This window comes from Rhizobium sp. NXC24 (assembly GCF_002944315.1).
Taxonomy (GTDB): Bacteria; Pseudomonadota; Alphaproteobacteria; order Rhizobiales; family Rhizobiaceae; genus Rhizobium.
Map to the genome: position 1 here is coordinate 1,803,476 of NZ_CP024311.1, position 22,021 is coordinate 1,825,496.

Genomic DNA, 22,021 nt, shown 5'->3' on the forward strand with positions numbered 1-22,021 from the left:
GGCAAGGCAATAGGGCAGGACGGACAATATGGGCGGCGGCATGGTGGCAAGACTCAACCGGTATTCCGTACTCTGCGGTGCTTTGTGCGCCTGTCTCGCGCTGGCGCTTGCCGGCTGCTCGACGCCTGCGGAAAAGGCAGCCTTTGCCAAGAGCAAGCAGGCGCCGCAAGCTGTGGTCGTCAAGTCCGCTGAAGGCAAGCCGGTCGATGAAGGCAACACGCAGCAGCACTACAAGGACGGTTACCCCTCCTTCAACGCTCCTCCGACGGCGGCGAATGTGCAGATCAACGACCAGCAGGCGGCCGATATCGGCAAGCAATTGACGGCGCTCGGTGCGCAGCGCAAGGCCGGCACGATTTCGGAAGCGGAATATCAGAAACGTGTCGCCGAGATGCGCAAGCTCGCGGCCGAACACGGCCAGGATACGCTGTCGCAAATCCAGCAGCAGAGCGCCGAGCCCAGCCAGACGCCCGCGCCGACGCAGAATTAGCCTTGCGTTTCAGGCGATTTGGACGCAAAGCGTTCAGCTAGGCTGAATTTCGATGTTTCTTCCTGGGTTGATAGTGCATTGCGTCTATAACCGCCAAAGATTCACCGTATCCTTCGCGTCAGTATAGTTGCGGCGCCGCGATTCCGGAGTTCGTATCGCGGCTCACCGGGAGATTGACGAACTTCATTGCGGTTGTGAGGGCCGCTGTCCCATGGGGAAAGAAATGGAAGAGTTTCATAAAGTCCGGCGCTTGCCGCCCTACGTCTTCGAACAGGTCAACCGTTTGAAGGCCAGCGCGCGAGCGGGCGGGGCCGACATCATCGACCTCGGCATGGGCAATCCGGACCTTCCGACCCCCAAGGCCATCGTCGATAAGCTGTGCGAAGTGGTCCAGGACCCGCGCACGCATCGCTATTCCTCGTCCAAGGGCATTCCGGGACTGCGCCGTGCGCAGGCCGCCTATTATGCCCGTCGCTTCGGCGTCAAGCTCAATCCGGATACGCAGGTGGTCGCCACCCTCGGCTCCAAGGAAGGCTTCGCCAACATGGCGCAGGCGATTACGGCGCCGGGTGATGTAATCCTTTGCCCGAACCCGACCTATCCGATCCATGCCTTCGGCTTCCTGATGGCAGGCGGCGTCATCCGCTCGATGCAGGTCGAGCCGGACGACAGCTTCTTCCCGCCGCTGGAACGGGCCGTGCGCCACTCTATCCCGAAGCCGCTGGCCTTGATCCTCAACTATCCGTCGAACCCGACGGCCTATGTCGCGACGCTCGATTTCTACAAGGAAGTCATCGCTTTCGCCAAGAAGCACGACATCATCGTGCTCTCGGATCTGGCCTATTCGGAAATCTATTTCAACGACGATCCGCCGCCGTCCGTTCTGGAAGTTCCGGGCGCGATGGATGTCACCGTCGAGTTCACCTCGATGTCGAAGACCTTCTCCATGCCTGGCTGGCGCATGGGCTTTGCAGTCGGCAACGAGCGCCTGATCGCGGCGCTGACACGCGTGAAGTCCTACCTCGATTACGGTGCCTTCACGCCGATCCAGGTGGCGGCAACGCATGCGCTGAACGGTGACGGCTCCGATATTGCGGAAGTTCGCAACATCTACAAGCGCCGCCGTGACGTGCTGGTCGACAGCTTCGGCAAGGCCGGCTTCGACGTGCCGCCGCCGGCAGCGACGATGTTTGCCTGGGCGAAAATCCCGGAAAAATTCCGTCATCTCGGCTCGCTGGAGTTCTCGAAGCTTCTCGTCGAGAAGGCCGACATCGCGGTGGCGCCCGGCATCGGCTTCGGCGAGCAGGGCGACGACTACGTCCGCATCGCGCTGGTCGAGAACGAGCATCGCATCCGCCAGGCAGCGCGCAATCTGAAGCGCTTCCTCTCCACAGCGGATGAGACCATGCATAACGTGATTTCACTGAACGCTCACCGCTCTTAATTTCTCACGGCAGCCGTTCCCGCGGCTGCCGTGTCCCAAGACATTGATCAGGAATTGTTCATGGCAGATGCCCTCAAAATCGGCATTGCGGGCTTGGGCACCGTTGGTGCCTCGCTCGTCCGTATCATTCAGAGCCGCGCCAACGAGCTTGCCGTCACCTGCGGCCGCCCCGTCAAGATCGTCGCCGTAACCGCCCGCGATCGCACCAAGGATCGTGGCATCGACCTCACCGGCATCGAATGGTTCGGCGGCCCGGTCGACCTGGCGCAGAAGGCCGACATCGACGTCTTTGTCGAGCTGATCGGCGGTGCCGAAGGCGCGGCCAACGCCGCCGTGCGTGCGGCTCTTGCCCGTGGTCTGCATGTCGTCACCGCCAATAAGGCGCTGCTCGCCTATCACGGCGTCGAACTTGCCGAGATTGCCGAGGAGAAAGGCGCACTGCTCAACTTCGAAGCGGCCGTCGCCGGTGGCATTCCCGTCATCAAGGCATTGCGTGAATCCCTGACCGGCAACACGATCTCGCGCGTCTACGGCATCATGAACGGCACCTGCAACTACATCCTGACCCGGATGGAGAAGGAGGGCCTGTCCTTTACCGATTGCCTGAAGGAAGCCCAGCGTCTCGGCTATGCCGAAGCTGATCCGGCCTTCGACATCGAGGGCAACGACACGGCACACAAGCTCGCCATCCTGACGACGCTTGCCTTCGGCAACCGCATCGCGGCCGATGATATCTATCTCGAGGGGATCACCAATATCTCCATCGAGGACATCCGCGCCGCAGCCGACCTTGGCTACCGCATCAAGCTGCTCGGCGTCGCCCAGCGCACCGAAACAGGCATCGAACAGCGCGTTCACCCGACCATGGTGCCGCTCGAATCGGTCATCGCCCAGGTCGATGGCGTCACCAATGCCGTCGCGATCGAATCGGACATTCTCGGCGAACTGCTGATGGTCGGCCCCGGCGCCGGCGGCAACGCGACGGCTTCCTCCGTACTCGGCGATATTGCCGACATCGCCAAGAGCCAGCCGGGTGCGCAGCGCGTGCCGGTGCTCGGTCACCCTGCCAAGGCGCTGGAACCCTATCGCAAGGCGCAGATGCAGAGCCACGAAGGCGGCTATTTCATCCGCCTGACCGTTCTCGACCGCACCGGCGTTTTCGCCAGCGTCGCGACCCGCATGGCGGAAAACCACATTTCGCTGGAATCGATCGTGCAGCGCGCGACGCAGCATCTGGCGCCGGCCCATCATCAGACGATCATCCTCGTCACCCATGCGACGACGGAGGATTCGGTGCGCAAGGCTGTCGCCGCGATCAAGACCGAGGGCTATCTTGTCGGCGAGCCGCAGGTCATCCGCATCGAGCGGCCGAAGGAATAATTCCGACGACTAAGGCCCGCTCCGGTAAATCGGAACGGGTCTTCCAATTCTGGGAGAGATGGTGGAACAGCCGGCAGATCCTGTGCAGCGGGCATTTCTGGGCGTCGAACGCTCCGTCTCCGGCAATCGCTGGATTTCCCGGCTCGACCAGGCCGGCCAGAATCGGGCGCTGGCCATCGCGCAAACGCACGGGCTGCCGGATCTGATTGCCCGCGTTCTCGCCGGCCGCGGCGTCGGCCTCGAAGAGGCCATGGCCTTCCTCGACCCCACGATCCGCAGCCTGATGCCAGACCCCCATCTGCTGACCGACTGCGAGAAGGCAGCACAACGTCTCCTGCGCGCCGTTAAGGCGGGCGAGACGGTTGCGATCTTTGGTGACTACGACGTCGACGGCGCGGCATCCTCGGCGCTGCTCTACCGCTTTCTCACCCATTTCGGCGTGCCGGCCAGCATCTATATCCCAGACCGCATCTTCGAAGGCTACGGCCCGAATCCCACTGCCATCAACCAGCTCATCGATAATGGCGCAACGCTGATCGTTACCGTCGATTGCGGTTCCACCAGCTTCGAATCGCTGGAAGCGGCGAAGGCCCGCAATATCGACGTCGTCGTCATCGATCATCACCAGGTTGCGCATGAGCTGCCGCCTTGCCATGCGCTGGTCAATCCGAATCGAGAGGACGATCTATCGGGGCAGGGACATCTCTGTGCTGCCGGCGTTGTCTTTATGGTTCTGGTCGCGGCCCTGCGGCAGTTGCGCGAGGCTGGCGATGCCCGTGTGCGCTCCATCGACCTGCTTGCCTGGCTCGATATCGTCGCGCTGGCAACTGTCTGCGATGTCGTGCCGCTGAAAGGGCTGAATCGTGCTTACGTCGTCAAGGGCCTGATCGCCGCGCGCCATCAGGGCAATCCCGGCCTGGCCGCCCTATTTCGAAAAGCTGGGCTCGGCGGCCCTGTGAGCCCGTATCACTTTGGTTTCATGATCGGCCCGCGCATCAACGCCGGCGGGCGTATCGGTGATGCCGCGCTTGGCGCCCGGCTGCTGACGCTCGACGTTGCCTCCGAGGCCGAGACGATCGCGGAGAGGCTGGACGAGCTCAACCGCGAACGCCAGGCGATGGAAGCCGCCATGTTGCAGGAGGCTGAAGCTGAAGCGCTGGCCGAATACGGCAACGGCGACGGAGCCTCCGTTATCGTCACGGCACGGGAAAGCTGGCATCCCGGCATCGTTGGCCTGATTGCCTCTCGGCTGAAGGATAAGTTCCGCCGCCCCGCCTTTGCCATTGCCTTTGATTCGATGGGGCGAGGCACTGGCTCCGGTCGCTCGATCAACGGTTTCGACATGGGCCGCATGGTGCGCGCTGCCGTCGATGCTGGCCTGCTCGTCAAGGGCGGCGGTCATGCCATGGCGGCGGGTCTGACGGTCGAGCGCGCCAATCTCGGCAAACTCCGGGCCTTCTTCACGGAGAAGGCGGAGAGACAAGTCGCCGGCCTCGTCGCCAACGAAACGCTGAAGATAGACGGTGCTCTCGGTGCTGGCGGCGCGACGGTGGAGCTGGTCGATCAGCTTGAAACTGCCGGCCCCTACGGTTCCGGCCATCCGCAGCCGATCTTCGCTCTTCCGAGCCACCGCCTGCGCGATTCGCGCTTGGTCGGCCAATCCCATATCAAGATCACCCTGGAGGCCCAGGACGGTGGCCGCCTCGACGGCATCGCCTTCCGCGCCGTTGAAACGCCCCTTGGCGAGCTGCTGCTCTCCTCCCGCGGATCCCAGATCCACATCGCCGGCACCCTCGGCGCCGACCATTGGCAGGGCGCAAGGCGTGTCCAGTTGCGTGTCATGGATGCCGCCAAGGCGCCATGAGCTGCGCACGGAAACTGTCGCGTTAATGATGAAGAATCAGAGCTTTAGGGAAGGGAAACAGTGGCACGCCCTAGGGGAGTCGAACCCCTCTTTACAGAATGAAAATCTGTCGTCCTAACCGATAGACGAAGGGCGCGTGCTGTGGCGCCCTTATAGTCAGCACCTTTTGTTCCCGCAAGCGGAAAATCGAGAAAAATCTACGGGTAAGGGCGAATTTTTCGAGGTACTTGTGGAAAAGTTCGTGGTGGGTCCGATTGGTACGCCCTAGGGGAGTCGAACCCCTCTTTACAGAATGAGAATCTGTCGTCCTAACCGATAGACGAAGGGCGCAGGCTGCGCTTGCGACCATATAGGAATAGCGCAAAGCCACCGCAAGCGGAAGGTAGCTCATTGTTGTAGGAGAGGAAGAACAGTGGCACGCCCTAGGGGAGTCGAACCCCTCTTTACAGAATGAAAATCTGTCGTCCTAACCGATAGACGAAGGGCGCGTGCTGTTGTGTGGCGCGCTTATAGCGGGGTGATTTCATTCCCGCAAGCGTCTATTTCGCTTTTTCTTGGAAAAAATGACAGAAGCGTAACGGCGCATCGAAGCTTGAATAAGCTCGCCTTAACAGCATGTTGCGGGAGTTTGCAGATGGGACCGGTTTAGAACCCCGATCCGCTCTGCGGCTGGGTTATCAGCGGCTTGCCATCCTGGCCCTGGCCCTTCGACGCAACGATATGCGCCAGCATCAGTGCTTCCTTGCTGTCGATTCTGCGGGCACTGGAGCCGCGGGCGGGCAAAATTTTCGAGGGCGTGGCGTCCGCTGTCGGCCTCATCGGGCTTCCCGACGCGTTGGCGGCGTTGCGGATGACGGGCGGAGGGATGACCGCCTCGGATGTCTGGTCGACGGGCATGCCGCCATTGCCCTGTTGTGGCGTGACATTCTGCGTCGCACTGGGCGGCATACTGTAGACGCTGCGCATGATCGGACTAGGTCCCTGCGGCTGTCCGCCACCCGGCTGGGTGGCCAGCGTTCCATCCGGATTGACGGCAATCGGCGCGGGCGTCGAATAGATGCTGCTTCTATTGGCATTGACCGCGGTCGGCTGCGTCACCAGGCCGGCCATGCCGGCCGGCGCGTCTGTTGCCACAGGCGCTGCCCCGGCGGGTGCCGGCGGGAAAAAGGATTGATTGCCCGTGGCTTCAGCTACCATCTGCGGATGCGCGCCGTGAACGCTGTGTACCAGCGGATCGCGATAGGCGTCGCCCTTTTGCCGTTTCGCGTCGGCTTTGGTGTTGAGAGCGTCGGCGAGCTCTTCGGCAGCATTGGGCTTCGGCTCGACCTCGGCTGCCTGTTTCGGCTTGCTGCCTGTCGTCGCGCAGCCGGCGAGCATCAAAAATGACATGGCGATGGCAATAGTGCTTGCGAGCTTTTTATTGCCGGATAGAATCTGCCGATCGCACAAAGGACGTTCCCCGCTTAAAAGTTGGCACCGGAACGGCCTCTTGCGAGGGACGATGATGTCGAGCGGCTTCCTACTGGGAACGATGACCGCGCGAAATCCGATGCATGATGCTTCGAGTCGTCCAAGCATGCCGGAGAGCGGGTGCGGCCGGCAAGCGCGAAACCGGTGGCTCCGCGCGCGCCGTAAGCCTCGCGAAAGCTAGCGCCTCACCAGGCGCCGGTATTGGGCATCGAAGCCCAGGGCTCGGCCGAAGCAAGGTCGGCACCCTTCTGCAGGATCTCGATGGAAATGCCGTCCGGAGACCGCACGAAAGCCATGTGACCATCGCGGGGCGGCCGGTTGATAGTAATGCCATTGTCCATAAGTTTCTGGCAGATTGCGTAGATGTCATCGACCTCATAGGCGAGGTGACCGAAGTTCCGTCCTCCGGTATACTCTTCAGGGTCCCAGTTGTAGGTGAGTTCCAGACTGGGCGCGCCGCTGCTTCGGGATGCGTCTACATCCTCGCTGGCAGCAAGGAAAACGAGAGTGAAACGGCCTTTCTCGTTTTCGTAGCGACGGGTTTCGGTGAGGCCGAAGAGAGTGCTATAAAAGTGTAGTGAGGCGTCGAGATCGGTAACGCGGACCATGGTGTGAAGATAACGCATTCTGTTTCCTCTCTAATGTTTGTGCTGAGACGATCTGAAACGAGACACCAGCTTCAGGCAAGACTCGGCGCGCTAATCTACGGATGGGAATAAACGAAAACTAGGACTTGCGCTTTTCCGTTACCAAGATGTTAATCTTGATTTCAAGGAATCAGTTAACTGTAACAGTGTGACGCGTAATCGAGGGTTGGCTAAGATGGGTGACAGAATTTCATCGAAGGGTATCGTCGACTTCGGAGAGATGTCGGGCGAAGCCGTCGAGCTCATCGAAATCTCCGGCGTCGTCAAATGGTTCGATGTCGCCAAGGGTTTTGGCTTCATCGTTCCGGATAACGGCATGCAGGACGTTTTGTTGCATGTGACATGCCTGCGCCGCGACGGTTATCAGACCATTCTCGAGGGCACGCGCATCGTCGCGCTGATTCAGCGCCGTGAACGTGGCTATCAGGCTTTCAAAATCCTCTCGATGGACCAGTCGACCGCCGTGCACCCGTCGCAGATGCCGCCGGTGCGCACCCATGTCCAGGTCACTGCGACAAGCGGCCTCGAGCGCGCCTTGGTCAAGTGGTTCAACCGCACCAAGGGCTTTGGTTTCCTGACGCGCGGTGAGGGCACAGAGGACATCTTCGTGCACATGGAAACGCTGCGTCGTTTCGGTCTGGCGGAGTTGCGGCCGGGACAGGTAGTCCTTGTCCGTTTCGGGCCGGGTGAGAAGGGCCTGATGGCGGCAGAGATCCATCCGGATGCGCCAAGCCCGGTGACGCGGCCGCATTGATATGACCACCAGAGTTATGTTTTCTGCTGTTTTGAAGAGCGCCATCGTGGCGCTTTTTCTTGTCGGGGCATCCGCTCCCGCCTTTGCCGCGCAAGCGGCCAGCGAAAAATCGATGGCGTTCGATTCGGAGCCGCTATCGATCAAAACGGCCAAGGGCGTAACGCACAAGTTCACCGTGGAATTGGCATTGACCGAGCCGCAGCTCGAGTTCGGCCTGATGTATCGCAAGAGCATGCCGGACGATCACGGCATGCTTTTCGATTTCGGTGCGCCGCGCCCGGTCATGATGTGGATGAAGAATACCGTGCTACCGCTCGATATGCTTTTCCTGGACAGGAGTGGCGTCGTCACGCACATTCAGGAAAACGCCGTACCCTATTCTGAAACGATCATCAGCTCCGGCGGGTCAGTGCTTTACGTCATCGAGCTGAACGGCGGCATCGCAAGAAAACTCGGCCTTGCCGTCGGCGACAAGGTGACGAGCGCTACGATTTCCGCAAAACTCGGCAAGTAGATTTTCCCCGGGGATCGGAGCTTCAACGCCATTTTAGCTGTTGCAGCACGAGGATGAACCGTGTATCTCCGCACTCGTTCTGCAAAGCGGGACGACGCGGTCTCCTCAAAGAGATTATGCGTGAGGGTACGGAGTGTAGCGCAGTCTGGTAGCGCATCTGGTTTGGGACCAGAGGGTCGGGAGTTCGAATCTCTCCACTCCGACCATGTTTTCCCTGTGAAATACCTGTGCCTCTTTGTTTGGCGAGCCGCAGCGGTTCGAATTCGATTCCGTTGTGATGCAAGATCTCATGCCTGTTGCGGATGAGAGTACAAGGACGAAATGCGCACTTTCTACGCGACATTCTTTGTATGTCGACCCGTGTGCATCGGCGCGCCGTCCAGATTTGCGTCCCTTCTTAATGAGCGCTGACGCGAATCCTTGAAAATCATTTTCCTGCATTTCTTGTAGGTAAATGCCAAATGATAACAGCTTTCCACATAGCGTGCTCGAATGAGTTATCTTCGCAGAAGATATGATGCCAACCGAGAAAATTAAAAACTCTGGGTTGTCAAATAGCTAATTAGTATTATGTTGTATTCGCATTGCTAATGAATAGTGCTTATCAGGCGTGTTTTTGAATGCTCGGCCTCGGTCGAGATGATGATTCCAACCATTCAATCAGGAGAGAGAAGGAAGCGCTCAGTCGCCAGGGATGGCGCGTGAGTGCGGCCAAAATTGAACGCGTTGGTGCATTCCTCACTCGCGCATCTAAAGGAGGATATTTCGATGAACGCAGTGACTGTTCCAGTCGCGGGTCAGATCGCGGCTCCCAATGGTGAGATACCTGCCGGCACCACCATGCAATTGAACCAATGGGCGATAAGCCCAAATAATCTGTACGTGTTGATAATGCAGACCGACGGCAATCTGGTGCTTTACCAGGTCGATGGCGCGCCGCCGAAGCCAAATTCAACTTTCCAGGGCTACGCGATATGGTCGTCGAATACAGACGATGACATCCCATTTGTCTTCGCTATTCAGACCGACGGCAATCTCGTGATCTACAACGAATCCGTTAATCCGCGCCAAGTGATGTGGAGTCCAAACACGCAGAGCTCCTCACCAGCGTACCTTGCGGTGCAGGCCGACGCTAACCTCGTTTACTATGACACGTCCAAGGGCGTGATCTGGACGTCAAACACCCAAGTCTACATGCCGCCGATGGTGCCGACGTTAGCGAACGGCGCTACCGGCCGGTTCGACTGGAGGGACGTTGCCTGGCACAGTCTCAACAACGAAGGTGACAATGGATCGATCCCAACAGTTTCGCTAAGCAGCGATACCTTGACATTCTCGGGCGGCTTTCAGTGGGAAGCCCCCGTTATCGGGTCTGGAACGGGCGACATTTACATCCAGATCTCGTTAACGCCAGTAACTTGCTCGGTCACGATAAAGATGACCGGGTATCCACTTGACGGCAATAACATGTCTCAGTCGGGAACTTGGCAACTGACCCCGGGGGACGAACCCGTCTTGACGTGCAATCTCGATAATGGGGGAACTCTAATCATAAGCACCTTTGACGGCGGTGGAATCTGGTGGCCTGGGGTCGAGATCGAATACATGTATGGTTTTGATCTCTGCTTCGAGAACATGTCCGGCGCTTCGGCTTCCGCAATCGCTACACAGCAGACGCGTGAATCTCCGCTGAGAAACGCGGTTTGATCAGATCTGTAGAGACTGGGATCGGCATGCTGATATCAGCATGCCGATCCATCTCCGATTCCAAGCAGGATTGTCCGCGGTCACAAGTCGAACGCGACGGTGTCGCCTAAGTGAAGCTTGGGCAGCCCGCCTTTTTGCTTGAAAACAAAGGGATTCGCGGCTAAGCAAATCCCACAATGCTCAGCCTTCATGGGGCCGGGCGAAGACGAGAGAAGCAAAGGCGGGACTGTCCCGCTTATCCGGAGGCGCTGCAGCGATGCCTGCCAAGATTTACCGTCCCGCAAAAACCGCCATGCAATCCGGCAAGGCCAAGACCCATCTGTGGGTTCTGGAATTCGACCAGGAAATCCCGCGCAAGATCGATCCGATCATGGGCTATACATCGTCGGCCGATACGCGCCAGCAGCTCAAGCTGACTTTCGAGACGCAGGAGCAGGCCGAGGCCTATGCCCAGCGCAACAGCATCGAATACCGCGTTCTCGCTCCCAAGGACGCCAACCGCCAGGTGGTTTCCTATACCGATAACTTCCGTTTCAATCGCATCCAGCCCTGGACCCATTGATCCGGCACACGTCGAATTCGCTGCCTATTGAGTTTGACGGAAGTTTCAGGCATGTGTTGCCAGCCGCGGGCAGTTCGCGGCGGCTTGGCTTTCAGGCCCCTTAGCTCAGCTGGATAGAGCACCTGCCTTCTAAGCAGGTGGTCGCAGGTTCGAATCCTGCAGGGGTCGCCAAAAACCTTCTTGTCCATACCGAAGAGATAGGTAACAGTTTGTCCCTAAGAGATGGGTGACAACCTCGTGCCGAACGGGTTGTCGATGGTTTGCAAGGTCCTCTGTTCCAGGTCGATATATCCCAGATCATAATGCATGAAGCTGACGAGCCAAATGCCGTCGTCGACTTCTTTGATGCCGAGTTTTTGTCCTGCCATAACGGTCGAGATATTGATCTTCTTGCGGTGCATGCAGATGCGGCCGCAGTTGGTGACGAGCGCATCCCTGTCGTGGAAGGGGTAATTGATCTCCGGCAGGCCCTCATAGGATCTCGATGATGAGACATAGAGGCTGCCCGGCGTTCTCATGTTCAGTGCCTCGTGCGGCCGTTCGGTATTGAATTCGCTGACGAATGCATCGAAGCGGGCCTGCTGCTGCAGGATGTTTCTGCCGGGCGGACGGGTAGCCTCTTTCTTCAGCGTCAGGTGCATACGCTCGTGCCGGCCGTTGTCTTGCGGATGGCCTGGCCTGATGCGTTCGAGCACGATGCCGAGTCTCAGCCACCAAACGGACAGCTTGGACAGATTGTAGAGGCCGTTGGGCGAGGCAAACGGCAAGCCGTTGTCGCTGCGGATGGCGAGCGGCAGGCCGCGCTCGGCAAACAGCCGGCAGAAGGCCTCGAACACGCCCTGCTCGCGCGTTGATTCAAAGGCTTCGCAGGCAAGAAGGAAACGCGAGGCCTGGTCGGTCACCGTCAGCGGGTAACAGTATCCGCCATTGCCAAGTTTGAACTCGCCCTTGAAGTCGGCGCACCACAGATCGTTCGGCATGAGCGCCTGGGATAAGGCCGTTCCCTCGGCTCGATGGCGTTGCCGCTTGCGGGCATGAGCGACCAGCCCGTGCCGGTCGAGAATGGCATGCACCGTGCTTTTGGCGGGCACACGTATATCGCCGGCAAGCTTCCTGACCAATAACTCGCGGATCTTACGCGCACCCCAATGCGGCTTGTCCTTCTTGAGCCGCACGATCATCGCCTCGACCGGCTCGGGCAACTGATTGGCATAGCGCACCGGCCGACGTGACCGATCCGTCAGTGCCTCCAACCCCTCGTCCTTGTAACGGTTGAAGATCTTGTAACCGGTCTTGCGCGAGATGCCGAACGCACGGCACACATCGCTCATGCCTTCGCCCTCAAGCAGACGGGCGACAAATCGAAGACGTTCCTCCATAACCGAAGTCTCTCTCCACGGCATCAACACCTCCCGCCAAAGCGAAAAGTGTCACCCATGTCTCCGGTACAAAACGTCACCTATCTCTCAGGTCGGGCATTCATTAAACAATGCGTTATGTGATTTTTGGTGGGTTTCAACCTATTTTACGACGCTGTGTGCGACGATATGGCACGGCTACTGAATGGCTAATCCCGCGCGAAATGCACCATTTCTGATTGCTGCAAGCGCCGGAGGATTGGTGACCGGATATCCCTCTATGAATATCTCGGCAGAAAAGCCGGGAGCGCTGTCATGCAGACAGGCGGAAAACCTTGCCGATTCAGATTTCTGCTCTAACATCGCGAAGGCCATAGACAAAAACAGGAGTGTGGCAGGCGCTTGTGGTGGAGCGTGATGGAGTGCCGCCACACTCTCTCTGTAGAATCCGGCGATAAAGCAGCAGCGGCCGAGCATACCGTAATACCAGGGAATGTGGGGGTTCAAGCGGATGGCTCTCCGCGAGAGTTCGCAGGCCTGCTCCGGACTACCGGCCACTAGGGCTAAGTTTCCGGCCAGCAGCGCAAGGGTGTCGGCATCATTTGGGTATGCCTGTAAGACGAGGCTATGCTCGTCCAACGCGGCTTCGAAGTTCCCTTGCAAAGCTCGGAAGCTGGCGCGGCAAAGCCGAGCCGCGGTGTCATCCGGATCGAGCGCCAAGGCTTGTTCGATGCAGCTTTCAAAGCGTTGTATCCAGGCTGAATTATCTCTAGCAAAACCGTTATAGACCCCTGAGGAATATGCGAGCCCCAAGATGGTCCAGGCTCTTGCGAGTGTTGGATCGAGTTCGACTGCGCGGGACAGAAAACGGATTGCTTCAGCGTTAGACGCGCGCGTGAACAGGTCGTGTTGTTCGTGGCCGAGGAGGTAGCAATCATATGCTTGCAGGCTGGCTGGTTTCTTACGCCGGACAACATCCCGTCGAAATCCCAGAAGTTTACCGCAACAGGTACCAAGAACGTTGACCACGTTCTCGGTGACCATGTCCTGCATCGTAAACAGGTCATCGGCCGATTGATCGTATCGAGCCGTCCAGAGGCTAGCTCCACTGCAGGCATCGACAAGCTGTACTGAAATCCGGACGTGCTGTCCGGCTGCTTGCAGGTTTCCCTCAAGAACGTAGTCAGCTTTCAGGTCGCACCTGATTGATCGGAAGTCGTTCTGTCCCCCTTTGTACAAAGCCATGGTTTGACGGGAAATCACCGCAAGGTCGGGATATCGCGCGAGGTCGGCAATGATGTCAGCGGATATTCCGGCGGCAAGCCGTTCCCATCGGTCGTCTGCACTCAGATTGTCGAACGGGAGCACGGCGATAATCGGTGGCCCAGAGATATCTTTGGCGACCGACGACCGAGACGGAATGCCACTCCTTGCCAACCCCGCCGTATCCCAATTCACCTGAAAAACGGGAATGGCCTTGGGAAGGTTCTTCAAAGCATACTTGCCGAGGCTAGTCAGCCTAAACGGCACCTTGCCGTCAATATGCTCTCGGACTGATCCGGAAATGTATATCCCTGACGCGACTGCGATCCCTTGCAATCGCGCAGCCACATTGACGCCGTCACCCAGCAGATCGTCTCCCGCTACCACGACATCGCCGAGATTGATGCCAATACGGAATTCCAGCGGGCGGTCATCTACAACATCGTTAGTTCGATCTGCGAGGTTGCGTTGAATTTCCACCGAACAGCGAACCGCCTGAACGGCACTTGGAAACTCGGCCATGATACCGTCACCGGCCAAGCCGAAAATGCGGCCGCCGTGTTCTTTCACAAGGCTGTCGATCTTTTCGCGACACTTGTCCAGCGCCCGTATCGTCCCCTCTTCGTCAAACGCCATCATACGGCTGAAGCCGACAACGTCAGCCGAAAGGATGGCTGCAAGCTTTCTATCCACAGTACGCCCCCGCGACAGATCACTTTCATGACCAATATGCGCCAATCCGTAATCAAACGACAGGGTTGCTATTGGAGTGAATGCTAAAATATGTCGGGCGGCGAGCTAAGACGAGTAACAATCTGTTCTGTAAGGCACACGGTAGATAAAGATTAACAGTGGTCTGCCAGGTCGTGATTAGAAACGCGTCTCCATTGGCCAACCGCCAGCATCCGCCGGTCTGGTTGCATTCACTGCCATGTCGATGAGGTCATAACCGGCCACTGCACCGATCACTCTTACGACGATGATTGCCGCGCCGAGAAACGCCAGCGCAGCGATTATCCTGTCGCTTTTCTTCACGTCCCGTCTCGTCCCCCCAATGACTACAAACTGCATCCCCACGCAGCCGGCGGCAGTATATCGGGTTTATAGTGGGGCGCTACGGCTATATTTAGGTCGCCGACCTTTGCATTAAGCGCGCTTGAGACAGGACGCCTTCGGGCGATGATTCGGTCAGGCGGCGTTCAAGTCGGCGATCTCGCCGTGCCGTGCCAGGAGGCGAGGGGACGTCATGTCGCCGGTCTCTTCGTCGACCATGACCGCATAGGCGGCAACGCCGACGAAACGCGCGGCCATGGAAAGGGCGATCTTTTCGGCGCTGGCGGCGCTTGACGCCTGCCGCATCTCTCCCGGCACCAGATTTCCGCGGTTCTTCTTATAGGGAAGGATAATAAACTTTTCGCCGGATGCCATTGTGCTCGCCCTGATTTGTTCACACAATGTTCTGGTTTGCGTGGAGTGTCAATATGGTTAATCGTAACCGCCGTCGCAATTCCGACCCACATATTGAAAAACCCGCCGGCTGCGTCACAGCCGACGGGTTTTTGATCATCGGCATGGTCCGCTTAGTGCAGGATCTGGCTCAGGAACAGCTTGGTGCGTTCGTGCTGCGGGTTTTCGAAGAATTCCTTCGGTGAGTTCTGTTCGACGATCTGGCCTTGGTCCATGAAGATCACGCGGTTCGCAACCTGGCGGGCGAAGCCCATTTCGTGGGTGACGCAGAGCATGGTCATGCCTTCTTCGGCCAGACCCACCATGGTATCCAGCACTTCCTTGATCATTTCCGGGTCGAGCGCCGAGGTCGGCTCGTCAAACAGCATGATCTTCGGGTTCATGCAGAGCGAACGGGCAATCGCGACACGCTGCTGCTGACCCCCGGAAAGCTGGCCAGGATATTTCTTCGCCTGCTCCGGGATCTTGACGCGGGTGAGGAAGTGCATCGCGATTTCTTCCGCCTGCTTCTTCGGCATCTTGCGCACCCAGATCGGCGCCAGCGTGCAGTTTTCCAGGATCGTTAGATGCGGAAAGAGGTTGAAGTGCTGGAACACCATGCCGACTTCGCGGCGCACTTCGTCGATCTTCTTCAGATCGTTGGTGAGTTCCACGCCATCGACGATGATCTGGCCCTTCTGATGCTCCTCAAGGCGGTTGATGCAGCGGATCATCGTCGACTTGCCCGAGCCGGAAGGCCCGGCAATAACGATGCGCTCGCCGCGCATGACCTTCAGGTTGATGTCGCGCAGTACGTGGAAATCGCCGTACCACTTGTTCATGTTGATCATTTCAACCGCGACTTCCGTGTCGGAAATGGTCAGTTTTTTTGGTTGGGCGTCAGCCATATTTTTTCCCTCGGTTTTTATCGTTTGTGGCCAGTATCGAGATGGCGTTCCATGAAGCCTGAATAGCGCGACATGCTGAAGCAGAACAGCCAAAATATGAAACCGGCAAACACCAGTCCCGTAATCGGCGTCACGGCGCTTGCCCAGTTCGGGTCGGAAAAGTTCTGACGAACGATACCGAGCAGATCGAACATGCTGATGATCGACACCAGCGACGTGTCCTTGAACATGCCGATGTAGGTGTTGACGATCCCGGGTATCACCAGCTTGATCGCCTGCGGCAGAACAATCAAGCGCATCTTCTGCCAGTAGCCGAGACCAAGCGAATCGGCACCTTCGAATTGGCCCTTCGGCACAGCCTGAAGACCGCCGCGGATAACTTCGGCGATGTAGGCCGAGGTAAACATCGAGACACCGACCACGGCGCGCAGCAATTTGTCCACCGTCCAGCCCTGCGGAAGGAAGAGCGGCAGCATGACGCTGGCCATGAACAATACCGTGATCAGCGGAATGCCACGGATGATTTCGATGTAGAGCACTGACAGCATGCGGATGACGGGCATTTTCGAACGCCGTCCGAGTGCAAGCATAATGCCGAGCGGAAAGGAGACCACGATCGCGACAAAGGAAAGGACCAGCGTCACCATGAGGCCGCCCCATTTCTGCGTTTCCACGACCTCCAGGCCAAAGCCACCGTAAAGCAGGAAAAATGCGACGATCGGCAGCACGATGAATGCCAGGATGGCATTCAATCCTTTTCTCGGCACCGACGGTATCAGCATCGGCACAAACAGGATGATGGTGATAATCGCAACGAGAGCCGGCCGCCAACGTTCTTCCGGCGGGTAAAGACCGACCATGAAGATGGTGAACTTCGCCCGGACGAACGCCCAGCAAGCGCCGCTCCAGCCATCCGGTTGTGTTCCGCCTTGCACGGTGGTCGCACAGAAGGTGCGATCGGCACCGCTCCAGGCGGCTTGGATGAACAGCCAGTTGACAATATGCGGAACGGCCCAAGCGAGGAAGGCTATCGCAAGGATGGTCAGAACCACGTCTTTCGGCGTCGCCAGCAGATTTTTTCTGAGCCAGTGAACGACGCCTTTTTCGCTCGATGGAGCCGGCAGTTGCGGAAGGATTGTTTTGCTTACAAAGCTTTGGCTTCCGTTGGACATCTTATCTCTCCACCAAAGCCATCTTGGCGTTGAACCAATTCATGAACAGGGAGGTCGCTATGCTCAGCGCAAGGTAGATGACCATCCAGATCACAAAGACTTCGATCGCGCGGCCGGACTGGTTGAGAATGACGCCGCCGACGGCGACCAGATCGGCATAGCCGATCGCAATCGCGAGCGAGGAGTTCTTCGTCAGGTTGAGATACTGGCTCGTCAACGGCGGAATGATGATGCGCATTGCCTGCGGAATGACGATGAGCCGGGTGATGGCTGGGGCGCGAAGCCCTAGCGCGCCGGCCGCTTCCGATTGCCCCTTGGCCACGGCGCGAATGCCGCCGCGAACGATTTCGGCGATGTAGGAGGCGGTGTAGAAGGAAAGCGCGAGGAACAGCGAGATGAATTCCGGCCCAATGACAGAGCCGCCGGTCAGATTGAACTTGCCAGCGACCGGATAGTCAAAGGACAGCGGCATGCCGGCTGCGAAGAAGGTCAGGAGCGGCAAGGCGATGAATATGGCCACAGACACCCAGATGGTGTGAAACTGTTGACCGGTCGCCGCCTGGCGCTTGTGCGCCCAGCGGGCCATGAAGAATATGGCCACGATGGCGACCACAATCGCGATGCCGACAGCCCACATGCCGCTTGCGAAAATCGGGCTCGGAAAGGCAAGGCCGCGATTGCTGAGATAGCTGGAGAACGGCAGATGCACGGCCTCACGCGCCTGCGGCAGCAGCACCAGAACGCCGCTATACCAGAAGAAGATGACGAGCAGCGGCGGGATATTGCGGAACAGCTCGACATAGGCCTGGCAAAGCTTCGCGATCAGCCAGTTGTGCGAAAGCCGGCCGATGCCGACGATGAAGCCGATGATTGTCGCCGCAATGATACCTGATACTGCGATGAGAACGGTATTGAGCAGGCCGACGATGAGCGCTTGGATGTTGGTGGAATCGCTCGAAAATGGAATCAGCGCTTGGCCGAGATTGAAACCGGCGCGTCCGCCGAGAAAAGCAAATCCAAAAGGCTGGTTCGACGCACGCAGATTTTCGACGGTGTTGTGAATAATGAATCCGACGAGCGCCAACAGAATGATGACGGTAAGAACCTGGTAAACCAGACCTCGGACTTTGGGATTATTGATCGCTGATCCGGACGAGCGTTCGCCTTCGGGCGAATTTATTGTAATTGCCATGCAGACTTTTTCCCCTCTATGCCCGTTTCGGGCTTGTTTTCTTAAGGGAGGAAAGGCGGCGAGCCGCCTTTCCCAATGTCATACGATCACGGTTCAGCGAATCGGCGGTGCGTACTGAATGCCGCCCTTGTTCCAGAGGGCGTTCAGGCCACGCTGAATCTTCAGCGGGCTGCCGGCGCCGATGTTGCGGTCGAAGACTTCGCCATAGTTGCCGACGCCCTTGATGACGTTGTAGGCCCAGTCGTTGGTCAGGCCGAGGTCGGTGCCGATGGTCGAGCCCTGCTCGACGCCGAGGAAGCGCTTGATATCCGGATTGGCCGAACTCTTCATCTCGTCGACGTTCTTCTGCGTAATGCCGAATTCCTCGGCATTGATCAGAGCATAAGCGGTCCAGCTTACGATATCGAACCACTGGTCGTCGCCCTGGCGAACGGCCGGTCCAAGCGGCTCCTTGGAAATGATTTCCGGCAGAACGACGTTGTCGTCAGGGTTCTTCAGGGTCAGGCGCAGGGCATAGAGGCCGGACTGGTCGGTGGTGTAAACGTCGCAACGGCCGGAGTCGTAAGCGGCGTTGACTTCTTCGAGCTTGTCGAAGACCACCGGATTGTACTGAAGATTGTTGGTCTTGAAGTAGTCGGCGAGGTTGAGCTCGGTCGTCGTACCGGATTGAACGCAAACGGCCGCGCCGGAGAGTTCCAGAGCCGACTTCACGTTAAGTTCCTTACGAACCATGAAGCCCTGGCCGTCATAGTAGGTAACCGGACGGAAGTTGAGGCCGAGCGCGGTATCGCGGTTGATCGTCCAGGTGGTGTTGCGAGAAAGCAGGTCGATTTCACCGGACTGCAGTGCAGTGAAGCGGTCTTTCGCGCTAAGAGGGGTGTATTTTACCTTGGTTACGTCGCCAAAGACAGCCGCAGCGACGGCCTTGCAAAGATCGACGTCGAAACCGGCATAGTTGCCAGAGGCATCGGGCTGCGAGAAGCCAAGAAGGGCGCTATTCACGCCGCATTGAACAAAGCCCTTGGCCTTCACATCGCTGAGCGTCGAAGCCGACGCGCCAGAAGCGGTGTATGCCAAGGCTGCCGCTCCGAGGAATACGGACAGAGCAATCTTTTTCATCTTTCCCAACCTTTGTCTATTATAGTTAAAGCGTATCGCTCCCGAAGCAGGCTCTCGGAGAACCGTGTTCCTCACTCTCCCGGTGCGAGTGGTTCTATCACAGTCGCAAATGCATTTCCGGTCAAGACGCCGCCTAAATTATTGAGAAATAATTCGGAGTTTTCATCTGTTTCGGCTCGAAAGCGAGCGGTTGGCTTCTATTTGGGCAGCATTTTGCCAAAAAACTGCGCGGAAATGACGTATTTATTCCGCCATTCCGGTATTTTAGCTAATACCTAATATTAGGATTCGCTGGATCGCTCGGGGTTGACCCCGCCGGGCTTGGCAGCCACTAATCGAAGTCCCCACAGCGCCAAAGGCATACCCAGACATGAAAGACAAAGACACATTGCTGCAAAACGCCGGCATCAACACGCGTTTGTCCCACATCGGCAATTCGCCCTCCGATTTCCATGGTTTCGTCAATCCGCCGGTCGTGCATGCCTCGACGGTACTGTTTCCGAATGCGCGAACCATGGAGACGCGCGATCAGAAATATACCTATGGCACGCGCGGCACGCCGACGACCGATGCGCTTTGCGACGCTATCGATGCGCTGGAGGGATCAGCGGGAACGATCCTGGTGCCCTCCGGGCTTGCGGCGATCACCGTGCCTTTCCTTGGCTTTCTCTCCGCAGGCGACCACGCCCTGATCGTCGATTCGGTTTATGGGCCGACGCGTATCTTCTGCGATACCATGCTGAAGCGTCTCGGCGTCGAGGTCCAATATTACGACCCGTTGGTCGGCGCCGGCATCGAGCAACTGATCAAGCCGAACACCAGGCTGGTGCACACCGAAGCGCCGGGCTCCAATACCTTTGAAATGCAGGATATTCCCGCGATCTCGGCCGTCGCTCATCGCCATGGCTGCGTCGTCACCATGGACAATACCTGGGCAACGCCCCTTTATTTCAAGCCGCTGGATCATGGGGTCGATATCTCCATTCATGCGGCAACGAAATATCCGGCTGGGCACTCCGATATTCTGCTGGGAACGGTATCCGCCAATGCGGCCCATTGGGACCAGTTGAGGGAAGCCAATATCCAGCTCGGCATCTGCGGCGCGCCGGACGATGCCTATCAAGTGCTGCGGGGCCTGCGCACCATGGGCGTGCGCCTGGAACGGCATCAGGAAAGCGCGCTCGCCATAGCGCAGTGGCTCGAGAGCCGCGAGGACATCGCGCGCGTGCTGCATCCGGCATTGCCAAGCTTCCCAAGTCATGAACTTTGGAAGCGCGACTTCAAGGGATCGAGCGGCATCTTCTCCTTTGTGTTGGCCGTCGACCGTCCGGAGAAATTCAGGGCCAAGGCGCACGCCTTCCTCGACGCGCTGCGGATTTTCGGTCTGGGTTATTCCTGGGGCGGCTTCGAGAGCCTCGCACTGCACGTCAATCTCAACGACCGGCGCATTAGCAAGGCGCCGCCGGAAGGGCCGGTCCTGCGCCTGCAGATCGGTCTTGAGGATGTCGCCGATATCAAGGCCGATATCGAAAAGGGTCTCGCTGCAGCGAAAGAGGCCTGATCAGCCGATAGCGCGATAGCCGTAGATCCAATCCAGGTCCGCCGCGAGACTTTGCGGCGGACGCATGGAGAGAACAAAATCACGGGCTAGTCGCACCGGTCCGCGAGCATGATAGGCAAATTGGTTGAAGGCGGCGCGCTGGCGCAGGCGCGCAATGCGCGGCATACGGTGCTTTTCGAAAAGATCGAGCGCTTCGGCGAGGGGGCGTGAGGCCACCATGCCGGCAAGTTCGAAGGCATCCTCGATTGCCATGGCGGCACCTTGGGCCGCAAAGGGCATCATCGCATGCGCCGCATCGCCGATTAATATGACATCCTTGCCATTGTGCCAGCGGCCGACGCTCGCTTCGTAGAGCGGCCAAAAGGTGGCTTGCTCCTGGCGTTCGAGCATTGCCGTGATGGCATCGTTCCAGCCTGAGAAGCGCTGCAGAAGATGCTCGCGTTGCGCCTTGGTGCCGGCGGCGCTCCAATCATGGCCCGAAGTGCTTCCGGAGATGTTCGCCACGATATTGAAGGCGGCATGTTCCTTGATCGGATAGCAGACGAGGTGTGCCGAAGGACCGAGAAACGCCGTCACGCTCGATCTGTCGAGTACGCTTGGGGCGGATGCCTCGGGGATGATGAAACGCCAGGCGATATTACCGGAGAAATGCGGCGAAGGGCCACCGGGCACCAATGCGCGCGTCTTCGACCAGACGCCATCGGCACCGACGATCAGATCCACGTCCATGCCACCGATCTCGTTCAATCCGTTTTCGTCTATCCTATCGATATCGTGGCCGAGATGCAGCGTGCAAAGCGGATTGGCTGTCACCGCATCGAGAAGCGCCTTTTGCAGCGTCGCGCGATGAACGGCGCCATAGGGAGAGCCCCAGCGCTTCCTGGCGAAGGTGCCGCAGGGTACGGATGCGATCAGCCGCAAGGATGAGCCGGAGACCAGCCGCACTTCCGTCGGTTCCAGCCAGACAGGCTGGAGAGTATCGAGCACGCCGAGCGTGTCGAGGATGCGGGATGCATTGGGAGAAATTTGCAGGCCGGCGCCGACCTCGGTCAGTGCTTCGGCCTGTTCGAAAATAGCGGCACGAATGCCGTGCCTCGCCAGCGCCAGCGCCGCGGTAAGGCCGGCTATTCCGGCACCGATGATCGCGGCGGTCTTGATCGGCATTCAGCT

The 22,021-nt window shown here is 58.4% G+C and carries 20 protein-coding genes and 5 tRNA genes; 11 read left to right on the plus strand and 14 right to left on the minus strand.

The window, feature by feature from the left end; genetic code table 11:
• Positions 1 to 40 precede the first annotated feature (40 nt).
• From NXC24_RS08885 to recJ, 4 genes are all read left to right on the plus strand, one after another.
• Positions 41 to 490, plus strand: a complete 450-nt coding sequence (locus tag NXC24_RS08885; RefSeq protein WP_245463954.1) for a hypothetical protein — start codon at positions 41 to 43, stop codon at positions 488 to 490.
• Between the two features lie 223 nt (positions 491 to 713).
• Positions 714 to 1,934 carry an LL-diaminopimelate aminotransferase gene (locus NXC24_RS08890; RefSeq protein ID WP_028753861.1) on the plus strand — a complete coding sequence of 407 codons (1,221 nt, stop codon included), beginning with the start codon at positions 714 to 716 and terminating at the stop codon, positions 1,932 to 1,934.
• A gap of 60 nt (positions 1,935 to 1,994) precedes the next feature.
• Complete coding sequence (locus NXC24_RS08895; RefSeq protein WP_104822949.1) at positions 1,995 to 3,314, plus strand: homoserine dehydrogenase; 1,320 nt, start codon at positions 1,995 to 1,997, stop codon at positions 3,312 to 3,314.
• Between the two features lie 58 nt (positions 3,315 to 3,372).
• On the plus strand, positions 3,373 to 5,178 hold the full coding sequence (gene recJ / locus NXC24_RS08900; protein ID WP_104822950.1) for a single-stranded-DNA-specific exonuclease RecJ: 1,806 nt from the start codon (positions 3,373 to 3,375) through the stop codon (positions 5,176 to 5,178).
• Between the two features lie 61 nt (positions 5,179 to 5,239).
• On the opposite strand, the gene NXC24_RS08905 is transcribed toward recJ, so the two are convergent.
• The 5 genes from NXC24_RS08905 to NXC24_RS08925 form a co-directional block, all read right to left on the minus strand.
• Positions 5,240 to 5,314, minus strand: a tRNA-Glu gene (locus NXC24_RS08905).
• 119 nt (positions 5,315 to 5,433) lie between these two features.
• Positions 5,434 to 5,508: transfer RNA gene (locus tag NXC24_RS08910), tRNA-Glu, on the minus strand.
• An 83-nt stretch (positions 5,509 to 5,591) separates the two neighbouring features.
• Positions 5,592 to 5,666, minus strand: a tRNA-Glu gene (locus NXC24_RS08915).
• 157 nt (positions 5,667 to 5,823) lie between these two features.
• The gene (locus tag NXC24_RS08920; protein ID WP_245463955.1) at positions 5,824 to 6,567 is read right to left on the minus strand and encodes a hypothetical protein; all 744 of its coding nucleotides are present in this window, start codon (positions 6,565 to 6,567) and stop codon (positions 5,824 to 5,826) included.
• 266 nt (positions 6,568 to 6,833) lie between these two features.
• Complete coding sequence (locus NXC24_RS08925; protein WP_104822952.1) at positions 6,834 to 7,274, minus strand: VOC family protein; 441 nt, start codon at positions 7,272 to 7,274, stop codon at positions 6,834 to 6,836.
• Positions 7,275 to 7,470: 196 nt separating this feature from the next.
• Here NXC24_RS08925 and NXC24_RS08930 point away from each other — a divergent pair, with 196 nt between their 5' ends.
• The 6 genes from NXC24_RS08930 to NXC24_RS08955 all read left to right on the plus strand — a co-directional run bounded on the left by NXC24_RS08930 (position 7,471) and on the right by NXC24_RS08955 (position 11,003).
• A complete protein-coding gene (locus tag NXC24_RS08930; RefSeq protein ID WP_028753855.1) occupies positions 7,471 to 8,049 on the plus strand; it encodes a cold-shock protein in 579 nt (192 codons plus the stop codon).
• Between the two features lies 1 nt (position 8,050).
• Complete coding sequence (locus NXC24_RS08935; RefSeq protein ID WP_104822953.1) at positions 8,051 to 8,563, plus strand: DUF192 domain-containing protein; 513 nt, start codon at positions 8,051 to 8,053, stop codon at positions 8,561 to 8,563.
• Positions 8,564 to 8,692: 129 nt separating this feature from the next.
• Positions 8,693 to 8,769: transfer RNA gene (locus tag NXC24_RS08940), tRNA-Pro, on the plus strand.
• 562 nt (positions 8,770 to 9,331) lie between these two features.
• Positions 9,332 to 10,270, plus strand: coding sequence for a hypothetical protein (locus tag NXC24_RS08945; protein WP_104822954.1), 939 nt, complete (start codon positions 9,332 to 9,334; stop codon positions 10,268 to 10,270).
• 256 nt (positions 10,271 to 10,526) lie between these two features.
• Positions 10,527 to 10,832: an ETC complex I subunit gene (locus NXC24_RS08950; RefSeq protein ID WP_104822955.1), complete on the plus strand. Its 306-nt coding sequence runs from the start codon at positions 10,527 to 10,529 to the stop codon at positions 10,830 to 10,832.
• A gap of 94 nt (positions 10,833 to 10,926) precedes the next feature.
• A tRNA-Arg gene (locus NXC24_RS08955) sits at positions 10,927 to 11,003 on the plus strand.
• 44 nt (positions 11,004 to 11,047) lie between these two features.
• Here NXC24_RS08955 and NXC24_RS08960 read toward each other — a convergent pair.
• From NXC24_RS08960 to NXC24_RS08990, 8 genes are all read right to left on the minus strand, one after another.
• Positions 11,048 to 12,235 (minus strand): IS481 family transposase, encoded by a 1,188-nt coding sequence (locus tag NXC24_RS08960; protein ID WP_104822956.1) that lies wholly within the window; start codon positions 12,233 to 12,235, stop codon positions 11,048 to 11,050.
• Between the two features lie 153 nt (positions 12,236 to 12,388).
• Positions 12,389 to 14,146 carry an adenylate/guanylate cyclase domain-containing protein gene (locus tag NXC24_RS08965; RefSeq protein ID WP_104822957.1) on the minus strand — a complete coding sequence of 586 codons (1,758 nt, stop codon included), beginning with the start codon at positions 14,144 to 14,146 and terminating at the stop codon, positions 12,389 to 12,391.
• A gap of 177 nt (positions 14,147 to 14,323) precedes the next feature.
• Positions 14,324 to 14,488, minus strand: a complete 165-nt coding sequence (locus NXC24_RS35460; RefSeq protein WP_199773544.1) for a hypothetical protein — start codon at positions 14,486 to 14,488, stop codon at positions 14,324 to 14,326.
• 153 nt (positions 14,489 to 14,641) lie between these two features.
• Complete coding sequence (locus NXC24_RS08970; protein WP_104822958.1) at positions 14,642 to 14,881, minus strand: hypothetical protein; 240 nt, start codon at positions 14,879 to 14,881, stop codon at positions 14,642 to 14,644.
• A 152-nt stretch (positions 14,882 to 15,033) separates the two neighbouring features.
• A complete protein-coding gene (locus tag NXC24_RS08975) occupies positions 15,034 to 15,807 on the minus strand; it encodes an amino acid ABC transporter ATP-binding protein (RefSeq protein ID WP_104822959.1) in 774 nt (257 codons plus the stop codon).
• A 17-nt stretch (positions 15,808 to 15,824) separates the two neighbouring features.
• Positions 15,825 to 16,979 carry an amino acid ABC transporter permease gene (locus NXC24_RS08980; protein WP_104822960.1) on the minus strand — a complete coding sequence of 385 codons (1,155 nt, stop codon included), beginning with the start codon at positions 16,977 to 16,979 and terminating at the stop codon, positions 15,825 to 15,827.
• A gap of 1 nt (position 16,980) precedes the next feature.
• Positions 16,981 to 18,171: an amino acid ABC transporter permease gene (locus NXC24_RS08985; protein WP_104822961.1), complete on the minus strand. Its 1,191-nt coding sequence runs from the start codon at positions 18,169 to 18,171 to the stop codon at positions 16,981 to 16,983.
• Positions 18,172 to 18,264: 93 nt separating this feature from the next.
• Positions 18,265 to 19,290 carry an amino acid ABC transporter substrate-binding protein gene (locus NXC24_RS08990; RefSeq protein WP_104822962.1) on the minus strand — a complete coding sequence of 342 codons (1,026 nt, stop codon included), beginning with the start codon at positions 19,288 to 19,290 and terminating at the stop codon, positions 18,265 to 18,267.
• Between the two features lie 370 nt (positions 19,291 to 19,660).
• On the opposite strand from NXC24_RS08990, the gene NXC24_RS08995 reads away from it, so the two are divergent.
• Positions 19,661 to 20,851: a cystathionine beta-lyase gene (locus NXC24_RS08995; protein ID WP_104822963.1), complete on the plus strand. Its 1,191-nt coding sequence runs from the start codon at positions 19,661 to 19,663 to the stop codon at positions 20,849 to 20,851.
• On the opposite strand, the gene NXC24_RS09000 is transcribed toward NXC24_RS08995, so the two are convergent.
• The gene (locus NXC24_RS09000) at positions 20,852 to 22,015 is read right to left on the minus strand and encodes an FAD-dependent monooxygenase (protein ID WP_104822964.1); all 1,164 of its coding nucleotides are present in this window, start codon (positions 22,013 to 22,015) and stop codon (positions 20,852 to 20,854) included.
• Positions 22,016 to 22,021: the final 6 nt, after the last annotated feature.

Bases quoted from the DNA above. Each gene is read 5' to 3' on its own strand.
- NXC24_RS09000 (WP_104822964.1), bottom strand. From the start codon at position 22,015: ATGCCGATCAAGACCGCCGCGATCATCGGTGCCGGAATAGCCGGCCTT.
- NXC24_RS08945 (WP_104822954.1), top strand. From the start codon at position 9,332: ATGAACGCAGTGACTGTTCCAGTCGCGGGTCAGATCGCGGCTCCCAAT.
- NXC24_RS08990 (WP_104822962.1), bottom strand. From the start codon at position 19,290: ATGAAAAAGATTGCTCTGTCCGTATTCCTCGGAGCGGCAGCCTTGGCA.
- NXC24_RS08935 (WP_104822953.1), top strand. From the start codon at position 8,051: ATGACCACCAGAGTTATGTTTTCTGCTGTTTTGAAGAGCGCCATCGTG.
- NXC24_RS08975 (WP_104822959.1), bottom strand. From the start codon at position 15,807: ATGGCTGACGCCCAACCAAAAAAACTGACCATTTCCGACACGGAAGTC.
- NXC24_RS08980 (WP_104822960.1), bottom strand. From the start codon at position 16,979: ATGTCCAACGGAAGCCAAAGCTTTGTAAGCAAAACAATCCTTCCGCAA.
- NXC24_RS08985 (WP_104822961.1), bottom strand. From the start codon at position 18,171: ATGGCAATTACAATAAATTCGCCCGAAGGCGAACGCTCGTCCGGATCA.
- recJ (WP_104822950.1), top strand. From the start codon at position 3,373: ATGGTGGAACAGCCGGCAGATCCTGTGCAGCGGGCATTTCTGGGCGTC.
- NXC24_RS08895 (WP_104822949.1), top strand. From the start codon at position 1,995: ATGGCAGATGCCCTCAAAATCGGCATTGCGGGCTTGGGCACCGTTGGT.
- NXC24_RS08995 (WP_104822963.1), top strand. From the start codon at position 19,661: ATGAAAGACAAAGACACATTGCTGCAAAACGCCGGCATCAACACGCGT.
- NXC24_RS08920 (WP_245463955.1), bottom strand. From the start codon at position 6,567: ATGTCATTTTTGATGCTCGCCGGCTGCGCGACGACAGGCAGCAAGCCG.
- NXC24_RS08890 (WP_028753861.1), top strand. From the start codon at position 714: ATGGAAGAGTTTCATAAAGTCCGGCGCTTGCCGCCCTACGTCTTCGAA.
- NXC24_RS08970 (WP_104822958.1), bottom strand. From the start codon at position 14,881: ATGGCATCCGGCGAAAAGTTTATTATCCTTCCCTATAAGAAGAACCGC.
- NXC24_RS08885 (WP_245463954.1), top strand. From the start codon at position 41: ATGGTGGCAAGACTCAACCGGTATTCCGTACTCTGCGGTGCTTTGTGC.
- NXC24_RS08930 (WP_028753855.1), top strand. From the start codon at position 7,471: ATGGGTGACAGAATTTCATCGAAGGGTATCGTCGACTTCGGAGAGATG.
- NXC24_RS08925 (WP_104822952.1), bottom strand. From the start codon at position 7,274: ATGCGTTATCTTCACACCATGGTCCGCGTTACCGATCTCGACGCCTCA.
- NXC24_RS08950 (WP_104822955.1), top strand. From the start codon at position 10,527: ATGCCTGCCAAGATTTACCGTCCCGCAAAAACCGCCATGCAATCCGGC.
- NXC24_RS08960 (WP_104822956.1), bottom strand. From the start codon at position 12,235: ATGCCGTGGAGAGAGACTTCGGTTATGGAGGAACGTCTTCGATTTGTC.